Annotated in this window: 11 protein-coding genes; 2 read left to right on the top strand and 9 right to left on the bottom strand. The window is 62.5% G+C overall.

Annotated elements, in window-relative coordinates:
* A partial coding sequence (locus QPK29_RS02110) for an OmpL47-type beta-barrel domain-containing protein (protein WP_400189712.1) occupies window positions 1-3683 on the bottom strand: 3683 nt, incomplete at its 3' end.
* Window positions 3684-3953: 270 nt separating this feature from the next.
* Between QPK29_RS02110 and QPK29_RS02105 the strand changes: the two genes are divergently transcribed.
* Both QPK29_RS02105 and QPK29_RS02100 read left to right on the top strand, forming a co-directional pair.
* The gene (locus tag QPK29_RS02105) at window positions 3954-5609 is read left to right on the top strand and encodes a glycoside hydrolase family 43 protein (RefSeq protein ID WP_371769501.1); all 1656 of its coding nucleotides are present in this window, start codon (window positions 3954-3956) and stop codon (window positions 5607-5609) included.
* Window positions 5610-5678: 69 nt separating this feature from the next.
* Window positions 5679-6692, top strand: coding sequence for a diguanylate cyclase domain-containing protein (locus QPK29_RS02100; protein ID WP_371769500.1), 1014 nt, complete (start codon window positions 5679-5681; stop codon window positions 6690-6692).
* A gap of 378 nt (window positions 6693-7070) precedes the next feature.
* Here QPK29_RS02100 and QPK29_RS02095 read toward each other — a convergent pair whose 3' ends face one another.
* From QPK29_RS02095 to QPK29_RS02060, 8 genes are all read right to left on the bottom strand, one after another.
* Window positions 7071-7601: a hypothetical protein gene (locus QPK29_RS02095; RefSeq protein WP_371769499.1), complete on the bottom strand. Its 531-nt coding sequence runs from the start codon at window positions 7599-7601 to the stop codon at window positions 7071-7073.
* 94 nt (window positions 7602-7695) lie between these two features.
* Window positions 7696-8217, bottom strand: coding sequence for a hypothetical protein (locus QPK29_RS02090; RefSeq protein WP_371769498.1), 522 nt, complete (start codon window positions 8215-8217; stop codon window positions 7696-7698).
* Window positions 8217-9476: a hypothetical protein gene (locus QPK29_RS02085; protein ID WP_371769497.1), complete on the bottom strand. Its 1260-nt coding sequence runs from the start codon at window positions 9474-9476 to the stop codon at window positions 8217-8219. Before QPK29_RS02085 ends, QPK29_RS02090 begins: the two co-directional genes overlap by 1 nt.
* Entirely contained in the window at window positions 9473-12337 is a 2865-nt protein-coding gene (locus QPK29_RS02080; RefSeq protein WP_371769496.1) for a type VI secretion system Vgr family protein, read from the bottom strand. Before QPK29_RS02080 ends, QPK29_RS02085 begins: the two co-directional genes overlap by 4 nt.
* Window positions 12338-12349: 12 nt before the next feature.
* Window positions 12350-13279 (bottom strand): hypothetical protein, encoded by a 930-nt coding sequence (locus QPK29_RS02075; protein ID WP_371769495.1) that lies wholly within the window; start codon window positions 13277-13279, stop codon window positions 12350-12352.
* An 18-nt stretch (window positions 13280-13297) separates the two neighbouring features.
* A complete protein-coding gene (locus tag QPK29_RS02070; RefSeq protein ID WP_371769494.1) occupies window positions 13298-13903 on the bottom strand; it encodes a hypothetical protein in 606 nt (201 codons plus the stop codon).
* Between the two features lie 9 nt (window positions 13904-13912).
* A complete protein-coding gene (locus QPK29_RS02065) occupies window positions 13913-15556 on the bottom strand; it encodes a LysM peptidoglycan-binding domain-containing protein (protein WP_371769493.1) in 1644 nt (547 codons plus the stop codon).
* Window positions 15557-15567: 11 nt separating this feature from the next.
* Window positions 15568-16110 (bottom strand): hypothetical protein, encoded by a 543-nt coding sequence (locus tag QPK29_RS02060; RefSeq protein ID WP_371769492.1) that lies wholly within the window; start codon window positions 16108-16110, stop codon window positions 15568-15570.
* Window positions 16111-16116: the final 6 nt, after the last annotated feature.

Below are 16116 nucleotides of genomic sequence, written 5' to 3'. Positions count from 1 at the left end.
GACACCGTCACCGCGTGTGCCTGTTCGGTGTTGCCCGCCCAGTCCGTGCTCCAGTAGCTCACCGTGTGCGTGCCGCTGGTGGTCAGCGTGACCGTGTTGCCCGTCTGCTGGGCACCGCCGTCGACCGTGTAGTACGTTGCAGCGACACCCGAGCCGCCCTGGTTGTCCGTGGCCGCGAAGGTGATCGTCGCGTCCGTGGTCACCGTGCCTTGCGGCGCGGTGGCGGTGGTGCTGGGTGCGGTCGTGTCCGCGGCGTTCACCGTACCGTACAGGCGCAGTTCCGTCATGTTGCCGAACCAGGCGTTGGCGTTCGTCATGCGGATGTAGCGGTATGGCGTGGTGCCGGTGATCTTCAGCGATTGCCACTCCGGCGTATTCCCGGCGAAGGTCGAGATGTTGGTCCACGTCGCATTGTCATTGGAACCCTGGACGACGGTGCCGTTGATCCGGCCCGAGTACTGGTTCTGGGGACCGATGACGTCGACGCGCGACAACACCGTGGTGACGCCGGGCCGGAAGTCGAACTTGACCCAGCCATTGTTGCCGCTGCCGTTGAGGCGCAAGTCGGTGTTCGTCGTCACGTTGCTGTCGAACAGCAGTTTTGCGTTCTTGATCACGTCGGTCGCATTGCGGCCGTTGGAATCGGTGACGGTGGCGATGTCGAGCACGTTGTCGATGTAGTCCTTCTGGTCCGCGATGGACAGGGTCGACGAATCGGTGGTGAACAGGACGGGTTCGGCGGCGGTGCCGTCGGCGGTCCTGTAGTTGAGGAGCAACTTCACCGGTCCCGGTGCCATGGTGGCGTTGACGACTGTCGTCGCCGTCCAGTTCAGGTTATCGGTCGTGGTGATGGTGGCCGGTTCGCCCTGGATCGTCGCGCTCACGTTGTTGATCGGCTCGGACGACTGGAACGTCAGCTTGATCGTATTCCCCGGCACGACCCGGTTCTTCAGCGCCTGGTCGGAACCCAGCGACACGCTGGTCAGCTTGTTGACCGTTTCATAGCGGGTGCCGAAGATCCGGAATTCGCCGAGCTCGAGGATGTTATATGTCCAGAGATCATGGATCATCGAGAGCTTGTAGAAGCGGTAGCGCTTCGTGCGGAACTCGTCCGCCACGTTCAGCGTCTGCCAGCCCTCGATCCCGAGCGTCTCGTCGGGCGAGATCCGGGTCCAGTTCTCATTGTCGTTGGAACCGAAGATGGTCACGCCGCCGACGCGTTCCGGGAAGCTGGTGCGCGGCTGGAGCTGGAACTTGTTCGCAGCGACCTTGAAGCTGGGACCGAAGTCCAGCGTGAACGTGTGATTGGTGTCGCGCGCGATGGTGAACGCGATGAAGCTGTCGGTATTGTCATCGACGCCATTCGCCGCCCAGTCGCCGAAGTTCGTGACAAGGTTCGTCTTGAAGAACAGGTTCGTGTAGTCCATGCTGCCGTCCTTCAGCAGCGGGGTCAGTTCACGCAGGCCGGAGACCGCGTTGCGCAATGCCCCCAGCTTCTGGAAGTAGGTATCGTCGGTGCCCGAGCCGATCGTGTTCTGCATGTCGGCGTAGGCACTCTCGTAGGCCGTCTTCGTCGCGGTGACGTACAGCGTGTCCGGCTTGAACGGCGCGGCGACGGTCGCCACGGCAGCCTGCCGGTCCGCGGCAACTTCGACGATGACACGCCTGGTGGTCACCGAGGTACCGTCCGATGCTTCGGCGATGAACGTGTAGGTGCCGGCCTGCGTGGGCTGCCACGAGAACGCGCCCGTACTGGTATCGAACGTCGCGCCCTGCGGCAGGTTGTCCATATTGTAGGTCACCACGTCGCCGGCGGCCGGGTCGGTGGCCGACAGGTCGAGCGTCACCGGGATGGTGGCGCCGGCATACGTGTACGCCGTCGCGTCGCCGGTGCCGGACTTGAAGACCGGCGGGCTCAGCAGGGTGCTGGACTTGACGTTGATATGGTCGATGTCGACCGTCGTACCGGCGCCGGTGACCTTGAGCGGCAGGAAGTCGCCCAGGTTCAGCGGCACCACGACGTAACGCCACTGGCCCCGCGTATTCGGCAACGCGAGCGACATGCCGTCGACGTCCATCATGGCCTGGCCACTGGTGCGGATGCGGAAGCCCATGTTGGGGATGGCGGCCCCGTTATAGCTGTACACGGCGATGCGCGTGCCCTCCGGCGTGGCTGTGGTTCTAACAAAACCGGTCGTGCCTTCGGTCTGCGCGACCGCATTGCCGTCGTACGCCGTGAACCGGTCTTCCACCTCGCGATACGGATCGACGATGGGGATGCCCAGGTATTTGCTGCCTTCCGCTTCGGCGGCCTTGGGAAGCGTCAGCCAGAAGTCGCCGCCGCCGTCGACGCCATCCCAGTTGTAGGCCTTGCGCTTGGCGTAGATCGTCGTATAGCCCGGTGCGAGCTGCTCCAGGTCGATGCCGCGGACGTATTTGTAGTAATAGAAGGCTTCCCAGGTGTTCTGGGAGAGCCGGCCTCGGTACGACGGATTCACGTTGTTGTACATCGCGCGGATGCTGCCATCCGGATTGACGCTCATGGCGACGGGCACCCATGGGATGTCGTAGCCGATCATGTATTTGCCCCACAGTTCGTGGACGGCCAGCAGGCGGTCGTCCATGAACTCGTACGGGCCGACGGCGTTGGATGCCGTCGACGGCGTGCCCGCCGCCGGATCGACCCTGGTACCCTGCGCCAGCATCAGGCGGGCGAGGATTTCCGAGTTGGTGAGGTCGCCGGCGCCGTGCGCCTGGTCGCGGCCCATTTCGACGTGCTGGATCTGCGGCGGAATCTCTTCGCCGGTGGCGTCATTGCGCGTCACCGTTCGGAACAATTGCTTGATCGAGCCAGTCCATGCGGGGTCGGGCGCATCCTTGTTGACGGTGAACCATTCGACGGCCTGGTTGTACCCGTCGCGGTCGCCCATGAAGATCGACCCGGACATCTTGGCGATGGTCGTGTACAGGTGCTGGTTCATGAACCGGCAGTTGCAGTTGTCGAAGGTCTGGATCACGGGCGTGACCAGGTTCCTCGAGAAGTTGACTGTATCGTCGTCCGTCCACGCGAGCGCCGGCGTCTGGGTGCTCGTGTAGCGCAGGATTTCCGCGGCCGCCGTCATGCGGCTCAGCGGGATCCCGGTATGGATGTGCGAGTCGACGAAATACACGTACTTCGACGGATCCATTTTCCCGTACAGGCGGATGATCCGCATGGCGTTGGCGCGATAGACGTCGTCGCCGGTCACGTAGTACAGGATCGCCTGCGTGTAGGCGGTCAGTGCGTCGTTGATGAACAGGCCGTTGGCGCCCTGGGAATCGATCCCCAGGATACGCGGCTGCGTCGGGTCGGCGCCATTGACGTTCGAGATGCCCACCGTACGCGACGCCTTGCCCGACTTGAGCATCATGTTGAAGTGGGTATTCCAGGGCTCCTTCTTCGCCAGGACCTGGGTCCGCATGGTTTCCAGGGTCGCCTTCGTGAGCCCGACCCCGGGATGCTTGAAGCCGTTCGCATCGATCGATTCGCTGATGACGGGCTGGTAGCTGGTCACCATCGTATCGATCGGGTCTGCGGCCATGGCGACCTGGCCCGGGTAAGGCACCAGCGTCGCGGCGATACCGATCGATACCGCCATGCAGGCGATACGCCTCGCCGCACGGTCGAGTTTAATTGTTCTCATGTTTGTCCCCCCATGTTTCTACCTCTTCTCGTGTTTAGGTTACCGATAACATCTTGTGCCGGAGCCAAGGCCTGGAAAAATCCCAAAATCTCGCTCCAGAGGTTTTTAATGTATGAAATACGCCAGTTTCCCAGCGGTATCGACAGCGCTGCCGTGCAAATCGGCCCGGTTGACTGGACAGGAATGTACGTTATCGATACCATACAATTGTAGACCGAATCCCCACCGGCGGACACAAATTTTTAACGATCAGGACCATCTGCAACGGACATGCCCACCTTTCCCGAACATGAACTCTCCCGCTGGTGCGCAGTCGCACTGTCCGGCCTGCTCGCTGCTGCCATGGCGGGCCCTTGCCAGGCCGGCGACGGCGTCATCTGGGGCGACTGGACCCGGTGGGGCGATCTCGGCAACGGCCGCTATCGCAATCCCGTCCTGCCGGCCGATTACAGCGACCTGGATGCGATCCGCGTCGGCGACGACTACTACGCGATTACGTCGACGTTCCAGTTTTCTCCGGGGATGGCGGTGCTGCATTCGCGCGACCTAGTCAACTGGCGCACGGTGGGCCACGCGGTGCCCGACCTCACGCAGATCTCGCCGGAACTGGACTGGACACGGATGAACCGCTACGGCCGTGGCATCTGGGCCGGCGCCATCCGCCACCACGCGGGCCGGTTCTGGATTTATTTCGGCACCCCGGACGAAGGCTATTTCATGACGAGCGCGGAACGGCCGGAAGGGCCGTGGGCGCCGTTGCAGCACGTGCTGCGGGAAACCGGATGGGACGACTGCGCCCCGTTCTGGGACGATGACGGCAAGGGCTACCTGGTCGGCACGCACTTCAGCGACGGCTACAAGATCCATCTGTGGGAACTGAGCGCGGACAACCGCAGCCTCGTGCCCGGGACCGACCAGGTGATCTACCAGTCGAAGGGCAGCGAGGCCAGCAAAGTGTACAAGTTCAACGGCGCCTATTACCACTTCTTCAGTGAGGTGCAGGGAGACTCGCGCGTGATGATGATGCGGCGGGCGCCGTCGATCCGCGGACCGTGGTCGGAGAAACGCCAGCTGATGCAGGCGGACCGCGCCGCCATGGAGCCGAACCAGGGCGGGATCGTCCAGGGCCCGGACGGCAACTGGTATTTCTTCACCCACCACGGCAGCGGCGACTGGGCGGGACGGGCCGCGAGCCTGTTGCCGGTCCACTGGATCGACGGCTGGCCGGTGATCGGGCAGCCCGACCGGGCCGGCATCGGCACCATGGTGTGGGAGGGACGGATGCCGGGCACGCCGTCGGTCCGCCGGTTCCCGCAAGGCGGCGACGACTTCGATGCCGCCACGCTCGCGCCCGTCTGGGAATGGAATTATCAGCCGCGCAAGGACAAGTGGTCGCTGGCGGCCCGTCCCGGCCATCTGCGCCTGCACGCCTTTCCCGGCCTGGACGGCGCCAACCTCCTCAAAGTGGGCAATGTGCTGACCCAGCGCGTCGCGCGGACGGGCAGCCAGTCGTTCGCCGCGCGGATCGGGCTGGCGGGGATGGCCGACGGCCAGCATGCCGGCCTCGTCCACTTCACGGCACAGCCGCGCGCCGCCAATCCCGCCGAATCCACGGCGTCCGCGGGCATCGTGATGGTGGCGGGCGAGCGTTACCTCGAAGTGTCCCGGGACGGCAGTTATACCCGATTGCAGCCGTGGAAGCACGATGCGATCTGGCTGCGCTCGACGTGGGGGCTGGATGGCAAGGCCACGCTGGCCGTCAGCGCGGATGGGGCAAGGTACGAGACCGTGCTGCCCGATTTTTCGTTGACGTGGGGCGCGTATCGCGGCAGCCGTGTCGGCGTGTTCACGTTCAATCCGGCCGGAGAACATGGCTACGTGGAGGTGGACAAGGTGACTTATCGCATCGACAACCGTCAGTATTAACTTGTCAACAAGAGGCAAATGGTCCACACTGTTTGTGTGATTATTTGTGATATTTCTCTTTGACTAGACATGAGCACCGTCACGCTGGACGCGGCCGTACTGCTGGACATCATCGACATCCAGACCGAGATCGCCTGCCAGGGCCTGGATCTGGGCGGCGTCATGCAGCTGGTCAGCCAGCGCGCCGCGACGCTGTGCCGGGCCGAGGGCGCTGCGGTGGAATTGGCCGAGGGCAATGAGATGGTGTACCGCGCGGCAGCCGGGCTGGCCCGGGCGCAGTTGGGGTTGCGCCTGCGGCGCGAAGGCAGTCTGTCCGGCCTGTCCGTGGACAGGAATGAAATCCTGCGCTGCGACGACGCCGAGCTCGACCCGCGCGTGGACCGCGTAGCGTGCCGCAAGGTCGGCCTGCGCTCGATGCTCGTCGTACCGCTACGCCATGACGACCATTCGGTGGGCGTGCTGAAAATCGTGTCGTCGTCGGTGAACGCCTTCGGCACCTGGCATGCGCAGGTGCTCGGCCTGCTGTCGACGCTCGTCGGCGCGGCGATCTACCACGCGGTGCAGAACGCGTCGAACGACCTGTACTACCGCGCGACGCACGATGCCCTGACGAGTCTCGCCAACCGGGCCCAGTTCTACGACAGCCTGCGCCAGCAACTGGCGCGGGCGGCGCGGTGCCATGGGCACGTCGCCGTCCTGAACATCGACATGGATGGGCTGAAAGCGATCAACGACAGTCTCGGCCACCGTGCCGGCGACGCGGCGCTGTGCGAAGTGGCCAATCGCATCGGCGCCGAACTGCGCGCGGACGACATGGCGGCGCGCGTCGGTGGCGACGAGTTCGGCGTGATTCTCGTCGGCGTGCGCGATCGCTGCAGCGTCGCGAGCAAATGCCAGGCATTGACGACGGCGATCGGCGCGCCGTTCGAGTTCGAAGGGCGCGCGTTGCCGCTGGGGGCGAGCGTCGGGTTCGCGCTGTGGCCGGAGGATGGGGACGACATGGAGCGGCTGATCGAACTGGCGGATCAGGCCATGTATCGGGTCAAGCATGGGCGGCGTGCGGGTGTCGGCGGGGGCTCCTGAGCAAGGGCGGGTAGAAGCGGGGGCCTCGCGTCATTTGTCGTCGAGTTTGGCCCTGTCGCGTCCGATAATCCGGAGCGACGTACTTGCGCTCTAACGCACGGGGAACTCGATGCCTTCGAATTTTCACGGGGATATGAATCGTGTATCTCGCAGTGAGATCAATCATCCATTCTCTCAGGCCCCGGATCGCCCATGGGGATAGGTGCTCTTCCATTCTGATCGATTCCCCAGGCGCTAACGACGTGAACTTGTTGCGTAGCGAGAGATCGGCAGGCGGGAATGCGCACATCGGGAGTATCTCTTGTGTTTCGTTGTCGATCAAAGCAGGGCATATTTTGTCCCGGCCATTGTCGAGGAGGTGGCCTGGCGCTTGAGTCATCAAAATAACGAAAGATACACGAGAACTTTTCCGGATTCTTCGCACGAAAAACCGCTGACCTTGCGCCCGGATTTTTTTACCTTTGTCTCATAAGCGTGGCATCCGGCAACTGTCGCGAGATCGAAATTCGCGTTCTTGTTCTTTTCCAGAATGCTGTGAAAATGGCTTGAAAGCCATGGGCGCGCGGCTTCTGGAACAATATAAATAGTTTTGTCGTTCGTGCCGCTCGTGAAACTTTCGGCATTCGTGACCGGTTCGATTTCCGCAACGAGGGTCATGTAATCTGTGCGGCCCGGCACGCCACCTTCGTATTCCGGCGTTCCGAACATTTCCCATCGGGCCGACTTCAAGGCGGGCGATAGATCAACGAGCTGTTGCAATGCCTTGACATCGTCGGAGGCTTTGAGTTTTTTGTCTTGGGCCGAGCAGCCAGAAACGCAGAGAACGGCTGCGGTAAATAGCATGGTCATGGAGAGGCTAGTCTTGGCCGGCCCCGGCTGGCACATGGTGCCCGTGAGGAATCGCTTCATGGAACGGTTCATTATGTTTCGTTATCTTTGGAGCGGCCATCCTTCGAACTTAGCGGCTGCGAACTCGTTCGTCGTCGCGACCGCCGTCCTGAATTCATTGTTTTTCGTACCATAACTTATCTCGATTCGAAACATCCACTTCTCCGTGGTCGATGATTAACGGAGATTTCAAATCGGTGACTCCTTCGACGTTTTTCCATCCGTCCTTGCACTCGATATGCGCCAATATTTTCCGATTTTTCCATACTTCAACTGCTGGAGCGCCCCGAGCCGGCATTGTCACGTCGTAGAGATGTTCGCCGTTCCTGAACCAGATTGTGTCTACCGCATTATTCCCGTAAATAAAGTCTGCCCGTTGAAATGCCTGATCAGGACGAATAACCCGATGCGTCATTTCGATCTTGGCAGGCTTGCCAAACCTGTATTCAATGTATGATGGGGCCCCGTCCGGAGCGGTACAGATAGATACGATCTTCGAATTCTTCAATTCACAAGAGAATACCGGTTTTTCATGCGCTTCGCACAGCGAAGTCGAGTGCGCCGGCACTTGGTGGCACGATGCCAATGCGAGGGCGAAGCCGAATTTGCGGACGATCCGCGAGAAAGTCGAAGTCATTATTTGAATGTCGGATAAGTTAATTCGTGAAAATTCAGGCGCCGCTCAGCCGCGCCGTCCATTGCCGGGTTGATTATATTCGTGACACTGTCGACGTCGGAGTTACTTGTTCCACCATCGGCTTGCTTGTAAACTGATTTATCGATCCAGAACCATATGGCCGAGCGAATAAAGTGCGGATACTCGCATACCGCATCGGGATTTTTTACGAAATCATCCCCTCCGTTGCTCCAGTACTGAGAGTAGTCGGCGTTGAACTTCTTGTAGTTGCCTCTCAGAGTAAGCTGAAAGATTCCTCTGCCCCGAAAGCGCCAACCATCCCCGCTTTCGGCCGGACCGTTCCCGCCTCTGCCACCATATGCTTTATTTGCAATCGCAACCGGATCTGCCTTATGAATGATCTTTGTCACTTTAACCTTCTTCTTTACTCCCTTGATCGTTTTTTCTACATACGTAGTCTCTTCCAGTCGTCCATCAGTATCGGCCTCTGCACGATGTTTGCGGTAATATGAAAATTTATCCAGCAACACGTCGGATCGATAATTGAGGTTTTCTTGTTTGGGCGACAACGCACTGCCTGCTTCCTGGCGAACCTGTGCAAAGAAATGCGCTCGACGTAGCGGAGTATCCAATTTATATCCGGCCAAGTCTCGATTGAACTCATCTGCAGCTTGCTGCAGATAGGACTCGGCGGCAGCGGGGAATATCTTCTTCAGTTGGGCGACAGTAATCTTATCAGTGGGGGACCTGTGTGCTTGATGTTCAGGCTCCGATTTGCCGTTTTTTGCTTTAACGGGTTCGACTCCTTGGGGGTGCTGGGCCGGGTCGGAACTTCTTTTAGATGGTGGCGGCGTTGGCGCTTTCGCTGGACTGGGGGCCGGCGACGGTGTATTTCGTTGTGGTGCCGGGTGTGGCTGTGTTTCGGACTTATGCTTGAACGTCTTCATGCGTTCGTTGACAAGTAAGCGCTTGCCGAGTACCGGTGTGACTTCATCGATGAGTTTAAAATCTTTCCTGACACGGGACCATGCGTAAACCTTGACGCTTTGCAGCGTAATGGGTTGGACCTCGACCCAGTTCTGGCTTTGAGTCGTTACGCCGCTTACAGCCTTACCATCGAATTCGATGCGATACTTGATATCCTCCATCGGTTCGAGGTAACGATTGACAAATGCGAACATGATCGCGCCAGGTTTTGGTTCATCATTCGTGTGCCTGAGTTTCTCCAGGTATTCCAGGAAATCCTGCCATGTACTCATGTTAACGAACCATCCTTATCTGAAACATCGTCATTCGAATTCGCTTGCTCATGGATGAATTGACCCCATTCATTATCGCCGACGATAATTTCGATCACTTCCGGGGTTTCCGTAAACACGCGTTCCGAAAGCGCGTCCGCACTGATTGTCCCGCGTGCGAGGAGACGTCCATTCTCTCCTTTGGTCCAGATTTCGTAATGGGCGCCAGCAAGTTCGGGGTCATTTTCCAGCATCCCTGCGATATTGATTTGCTGGCTGTATGACGCTGGGTACGGCGCAAGATTGACCAAGTGACCGGATGGGCCGTTGAACACGGCGGCACCGGATGCGCCTTTGTCAAAATAATGCTGCCCGCCTTTGACGGAAAACGTCCCCGGGCAAGCAAACGTAATGTCTTTCCCCTCCAGCGTGATCGACGCCTGCCCTGCCTGCAGCACGATCTTCTTGCTCGCCTTGACCTCGATCCCGTCATTGACCGAGATGACGGTGACTTCCTTGTCCGCCAGGATCTCGAGCTGGTCCGTATGCGCCTGCACCGACACCGGCCCGTTACCGGCGAACGCCTGAATGCCGCCCTCGTGCGCATACAGGGACGTCGCCTCGGCCGACACCGACGACAATGTGTACGCCGCCGTCACGTGCATGTCCGACTGCGTCGTCCAGTGCAGATGCTGGCCCGCGAACAGCACGGTCGACGCGGGCGTCGCCCAGTTGATGCCGGCCTGCGAATCCATCAGCACGACCGGCGCGCCGAATCTTTCGACGGGCGACGACGTATCGAGGTCGCGCGATCCGGGCGTCGGCTTCGCGGCATCCTGGCCGTTCACCGGGCCGGCGAACTTGCCCTTGTCGGCCGGATCGATCTGCGCGAGGAAATCCTTCTGCGCCTGCACGGCCGCCTTGCTGGTCAGCGCATGCTGTCCCGTCGCAGCGTCCAGCAGGGTGGTGCCGAGCGACTGCGCCGCTTTCAGGCTGTCTACCGCTTCGGCCGCGTCCATCTGCGTCGAGCTGACGCCGGCACCTTGCGCGGAGCGTGCGCGAGTCGTCAGCAGCACGCCTTCGGCGCCGCGCACGACGGCCCAGGCATCCGTGCGCAGTTCGAACCCGCTGCCGCGGTAGTGGCCGCGCTGCGCGCCGCGTGGCGCCTGGCGCACCAGGTGGCCCAGGTTCAGCTGCGTGGCCGCCGTGCTGGTGGCCAGGCGCATGCGCAGCTGGCCCTGCGTGTCGTCCAGCTGCCACTGGTTCCAGCCGGTCCCGTCGAACGTCTGCGTGTGGATGCCGGAGATCGTGCCCGCGTGGTCGACGCCGGAATCGACGCCCGCCGCGAACGGCGGCGCATCCGCGCCCGTGTACAGCTGCGCGACCACGAGGGGGCGGTCGATGTCGTTGTCGATGAAATCGACCAGCACCTCGGTGCCGATGCGCGGCGTGAATTGCGAACCCCAGTTGGGGCCTGCCAGCGCTTCGGCCACGCGCACCCACGTGCCCGAGCGGTCGTTGCCGGGCGCGCAGCCTGCGTCGTCCGTGTCGTGATCCAGGCCGCTGCGGTTCGCCGCGGCGCCGCGCTGCCAGGCGAATTGCACGCGTACCTGGTGGTCGCGCGTCGTCGTCGCGACGCTGTCCGGCAGGCCGACCACCAGCGCCGTCTGCGGGCCGAGCGCCGTGTGCGGCCGGGGCAGGGCGGTCGCGCGCGGGACGACGGCCACGGCGTCGCGCACGCAGCCGAACCGGTTGCGGTACGTGCCGGGTTCGACGCCGCCGCGGTCCACGGCCGCGATCTGCGCGCCGACGTTGTTGCGCGCCTCGTGCTCGACCCACAGCACCTTGAAGGCGTTGTCGCCGTCGGGGTAGCGGTCGTGCTGCGTCAGCGTGAACGCATGGCCCGGCGCGAGCCGGCGCGCGGCGCCTTCGCCTTCGAACAGCTTGTTGTCCAGTTCCAGCGCCTGCAGCATCAGGCGGCTGCGCAGGTCGGCCGCGCCGGCATCGGTGGCGATGCGTTCGCCGGCGCCGTCGTACACCGGCAGCAGCGGCAGCTCGCCTCCGTCCAGGATCGATTGCTGTTCGGCGGCGGGCGCGCGGACCTGGGCCGGATCCCAGCTGCTGATCGAGACGGCGTTCGCCTGCACGCGCCGGCGTGCGCGGAAGTCGTCGATGGCGTCGTCGGTGTCGGTGGCGCGCACGCCGTGGAACCGGATGGCGGCGTTGCCCGGCGTCGAGGGAAACTCGGCCGCGCTGTCGAAAATGATCACGCGGTGCCGCGCCTGGCCGTCGTCGGCCGTGACGGCCTGGTCGTGCTCGAAGCGCCAGGACAGGCCTTCCGATGCCATCAGGCGTACGAAGAAATCGTAGTCGCTTTCGCGGTACTGGGTGCAGATGGGGCGCGGCGGCAGGTCCTGCGTGATGTCGAAGTCGAAGCGCAGTTGCGGGTAGTCCGCGAACAGCTCGGTGACGATGTCGCGGACGTTCTTGTCCTGGAAGATGTAGCTGTCGCGGCGCAGGCGCAGCAGGGCCAGCGCGGGCTCCAGGCGCAGCCGGTAGCGCGCGACGCCGCCGTCGGCACCCAGCCATTCGGCTGCGGTGCAGATGCCGTGCCACGCGCGGCGCGACCCGTCGGGCTGCAGCAGGCCGACGGTCAGTTCTTCGCCGATGAAGCCCGCGAGATCGAGGTCGGTCGACGTGCTCAGTGCGTCGACGTCGAAACGATATACATCGTTGACGGCTTCGCGGCCACGCACCCGTTCGGCGAGCGGGGCTTGCGGCAGCGCGGCGTCGTGCGCGCTGGTCAGCGTGATGAGCCGGGCGTGTTGTGAAAGGCCGGTGCCGAAGCGGCGGAGTGCTTCGCTTAACGTTGCGAGGTCCATGTCAGAGCGGTGTCATTGTCGGGTTGATGGATCGCTGAAGGTGCCCAGGCGTTGCGACAGTGCGGTCCTGGCCGCCCTGATATCGCCGGTTGCGCCTGCGCCATTGATGTCGGCGGACAGGTCTTTTTCGACCTTCAGCGTGCCGTCGTTCGCGATGGACGCGATGGCGACCAGCTGCTTGCCGGCGTCCGATCTGAACATGGAGATGTAGTACGTCGCGGCGGGTGCGTCCAGCCGAGTAGCAGCGAGGACGCTGGCGCAGCCGGTCGTCGACGCCACGTCGGCCAGGTTTGCCGATAGCGGTTTGGTGCCGGCTTCCATCGCGAAATGGCAGGCGCGCGCATGGCCGTCCTCGAAGGTGGCAAATGAGGACGTGTCACCCGCTATGAAGTCACGTTCCAGGAAGCGCCATTGCGGGAACGTCTTGCGCATCATCGTCTCGCGTGCAAGCTTGATGCCGTCGGCTTGTTTCCTCAAGTCGGACGACGGGACCCCGTCGTTGAGCATCTTGTCCTCGACGAAGCCCTGGGCCGGGTCATCGTACACGTAATGGAAATAACGATAGGTATCGTCGCGCGTGTCCCGGTCCAGATATTCGATGGCAAGGTAACGCCTGTCCTGCAGGCGGAACGCCCTGATCGACGGTATCGCGACGCATTGCGGAAACGTGCTGCCGCTGTCCGCATCCAGTATGTCGATATAGCGTGGCTTCGCCGCGTGGGGGACGGCAACGAGAAGGCCGCAGCTCGGCGCCATGCCGTCCTTGTCGTAGAACGCGACGGGTACTACCGCCGGACTGGGCGAGCGCGCCAGCTGACGGAGTTCGGCGCTCTCCGCACCGCGTTCCTTGAGGAACCTGGCAACGTCGAGCTGCCGGGCGGAAGCCGGCAGGCAGCACGTCGCCGCGATGCTCAGGGCCAGGACTGGGCCAATGTCGTTCATGTCGGTGTCTCGCGGCGATCAGTCCGCGAAGGCGCTTTCAGAGAACTCGACCTTGTTGCCGCTCTGCGTGAATGCATACACCGTGCGGCCAGTCCTCTTGTCCGTGCGGACCTGCAGCGTCATCGGTACATTGTTGGCACTGAACGACGCGGGCATGGTCGCCTTGTCGAACTGCGCCGCGACAGCCGCCGCGGAAAACGGCGAAGCGTCGTCCGGGTTCGCAGCATTCCGCGCGAGCGTTTTCATCAGCGGCGTCCAGCGCTGCTTGTCGGACGAGGGCTGCGCGATGTAGATGTAGCGATAGCCCTTGATGCTTTTCATGTGGGCGGCGAACTCGGGATCCTTGCCGTATTTCGCCAGCTCGGCGTCGAGCGACGTTGGCGCCGTGTTCCTGACTTCGAAGCAGCAGGCGACGGTCAGCGTCGATCCGAGGCCTTGCAGGCCGCTAAAGACGGCCGGCGCGGACAACTTCTGGTCGGTCATGACGTAGACCGGCCGCGCGCTGACGTTGGCTCCGTCGGCCATGACAGGAATCTGTTCGACGACACCCGTGATGGGCAGGCCGTCGGCATGGCAACCGGCACAGGCCAGCGCGCAGAGGGGGAAGAAGAGATATTTTTTCATGGGCATCGATCAGTGTCCGGTGTCGGACCAGTGCATGTTTTCCTGTGGATAGTAGAGGACGCCATAGGTCGCGCCGATGTCGACCAGCGTCGAAAACCCTTTCACCTTGACGTCCTTGCCGTCGGCGTCCTTGACGGATTTACCGACATAGGCGCTCAGGTTCATGTCCAGCGCGCCGCCGAAGTTGTGGCGTGAGCGCTTGGGACGGCCGACTTTTTGCGACTTCGAATGCGGTTTGATGCCGTAGCCCTTGCACATGTCTTCCGCCGCCTGTTTGGCGGCCGCGAGATCCGGCTTGCCGTCGGAACCACGATGTGTCCAGTCGATGGCAACGTTCGGCCAGGGCGGGACGGTGGTCGGGTCGGTACCACGGCAGATCATGAACGACCAGTACATCAGGTAGGAGCGTTCGATTGGACGGAAGACGGCGTTGATCTTCACGCCGACGCCCGCGGCCTTGAGCGCGGCGATGAAGCGCGTCGCCTTCGGACGGAAGTCGGCATTCAGGCCCGCCAGCGTGTTATTGCCGAGGAAGCGTCCGCACCACTGCTTGCCGCTGGCTTCCAGCTGGGGGCTGCTCAGTACCGTAATCGGATGATTCTTGTCGGTGCGCTGGCGGTCGACCTGGACGGCGGGTGCCGGGGAAGGACGTGGCTTCGGTTGCGGCTTCGGTGCCGGTTTGGCTGGCGCCGCGGCCGGCTTCGGGGGCCATGCCGGTTTCGGCGCGGTCGCGGTTGCCGCGGCCTTGCCGGGGATGCGCAGGTGCTGGCGCGCGAAGATCCGGTCGCGGTCTTTCAGCCCGTTCGCCGCGACCAGTGCATCGACGGTCACGCCCGGATATTTTGCAGCGATCGTGCTGAGGGTTTCCCCGCCCTTGACGATGTGGATCAGCGGCGCCGTCCTGGCCTTGGTCTCGTGGACCTCGGCTTTGCTTTGCATCGCGAAGTACGGCGCGATGAACGTACACGCGTACCCGGTGCCGGTGTCGAGCAGATCGCCGATCTTGTCGCCCACGTTGTCGAGGTAGAGCGACAGTTTGTCCTCGAACAGCTTCGGGTACAACAGCGGCAGGGCGCCGCCGGCATCGGTCTTGACGGTGATCTCCTGCTTGCCGCCCTTCAGGGCGACCGGCTGCCCGGCCAGCGGCTGCTGCAGCTTGTCGCGCAATTCCGCCGTCTTCGGTTTGCCCAGCGGGACGATCTTCCCGGGGATCCAGCCTTCGTGCTTCGCCATCGCCGCCGTCAGTTTCTTGAACTGGTCGTCGGTCAGCGCATCCAGGCGCGTGGACTTGTCGACGCCGGTCGCCTTGCTCACGGTGGCGATATAGCCGTCGGTGTCGTTCTCATTGCGCGGCGCGTACGCCTCGATCATCGATGCGATCGAGTTGTCGCCGTAGACCTCCTTGAGCAGGCGAATGCGCTCGGCATCGCCGGTCGCGCGGTCGGGAAAAATCAGGAAGAGGCTCTTCGGGTTGGATGTGCGCTGGGCATAGCCGATACTCGTGCTGACGACACGCCTGCCCGGTTTGGCCATGTTGCCGGGATTGTTGGTGCGCCACGCGAAGGAGCCGCCGATGTACAGCGTCTCATCGCCGTTCTCGTCGAAGTAGTGGACGGTCTTCTTTTCGCGATAATAGGTCGCACGTACGAACATCGGTTTACCCCTCAGCGGCCGAAGAATTCATGGCCGATCGCATCGCGTCCATCCACGTACTGGCCCTTCGAACGTTGCTCGCTGTCGCTCTTGAACAGCGGAATATCCTCGTTCTCGTTGAACCGGACGACTTCGAAATCGAACGGCGTCTTGCGCGCACCCTGCGCATCGGCGCTGGGCCCGACTTTCGTCGCCTGGACCGCGAACAGGTGATTTCCTTCGACGTAGAACGCAACGGCCTGCGTATTCGCATCGCCGGACTCGTAGTTGCGGAAGTTGTAGCCCAGGCCCTTCGGCGTGCTGGTCGTCACCTGCAACCACGGATCGCCCACGCCGTCCGGCATCAGGTACACGGTGAACGTGTCGAAACTGCTCGCCGTGCCGTTGGCGACCATCCCGCGCACGATGCGCAGCGACATCTTGCCCAGTTTGACCTCGTTGACGCCGTAAGTGAGCTTCACCTCGTTGTGTGCCGGCGCCGCAACCGCCGGCGCATGGACAGCGAACCAGGCAGTGGCGAGTGCGGCCGCCGCGACGTTACGCAAAACCTTCATGTTCTT

The sequence above is a fragment of the Massilia orientalis genome, from assembly GCF_030411975.2.
Classification (GTDB): domain Bacteria; phylum Pseudomonadota; class Gammaproteobacteria; order Burkholderiales; family Burkholderiaceae_D; genus Telluria; species Telluria orientalis.
Note: the sequence above shows the minus strand (reverse complement) of the source record. Positions and strands in the feature narration are given on the sequence as shown.

What these genes read in the sequence shown, in the direction of transcription:
- QPK29_RS02105 (WP_371769501.1), top strand. Translation starts at nt 3,954, where the DNA reads ATGCCCACCTTTCCCGAACATGAACTCTCCCGCTGGTGCGCAGTCGCA.
- QPK29_RS02100 (WP_371769500.1), top strand. Translation starts at nt 5,679, where the DNA reads ATGAGCACCGTCACGCTGGACGCGGCCGTACTGCTGGACATCATCGAC.
- QPK29_RS02095 (WP_371769499.1), bottom strand. Translation starts at nt 7,601, where the DNA reads ATGAAGCGATTCCTCACGGGCACCATGTGCCAGCCGGGGCCGGCCAAG.
- QPK29_RS02090 (WP_371769498.1), bottom strand. Translation starts at nt 8,217, where the DNA reads ATGACTTCGACTTTCTCGCGGATCGTCCGCAAATTCGGCTTCGCCCTC.
- QPK29_RS02085 (WP_371769497.1), bottom strand. Translation starts at nt 9,476, where the DNA reads ATGAGTACATGGCAGGATTTCCTGGAATACCTGGAGAAACTCAGGCAC.
- QPK29_RS02080 (WP_371769496.1), bottom strand. Translation starts at nt 12,337, where the DNA reads ATGGACCTCGCAACGTTAAGCGAAGCACTCCGCCGCTTCGGCACCGGC.
- QPK29_RS02075 (WP_371769495.1), bottom strand. Translation starts at nt 13,279, where the DNA reads ATGAACGACATTGGCCCAGTCCTGGCCCTGAGCATCGCGGCGACGTGC.
- QPK29_RS02070 (WP_371769494.1), bottom strand. Translation starts at nt 13,903, where the DNA reads ATGAAAAAATATCTCTTCTTCCCCCTCTGCGCGCTGGCCTGTGCCGGT.
- QPK29_RS02065 (WP_371769493.1), bottom strand. Translation starts at nt 15,556, where the DNA reads ATGTTCGTACGTGCGACCTATTATCGCGAAAAGAAGACCGTCCACTAC.
- QPK29_RS02060 (WP_371769492.1), bottom strand. Translation starts at nt 16,110, where the DNA reads ATGAAGGTTTTGCGTAACGTCGCGGCGGCCGCACTCGCCACTGCCTGG.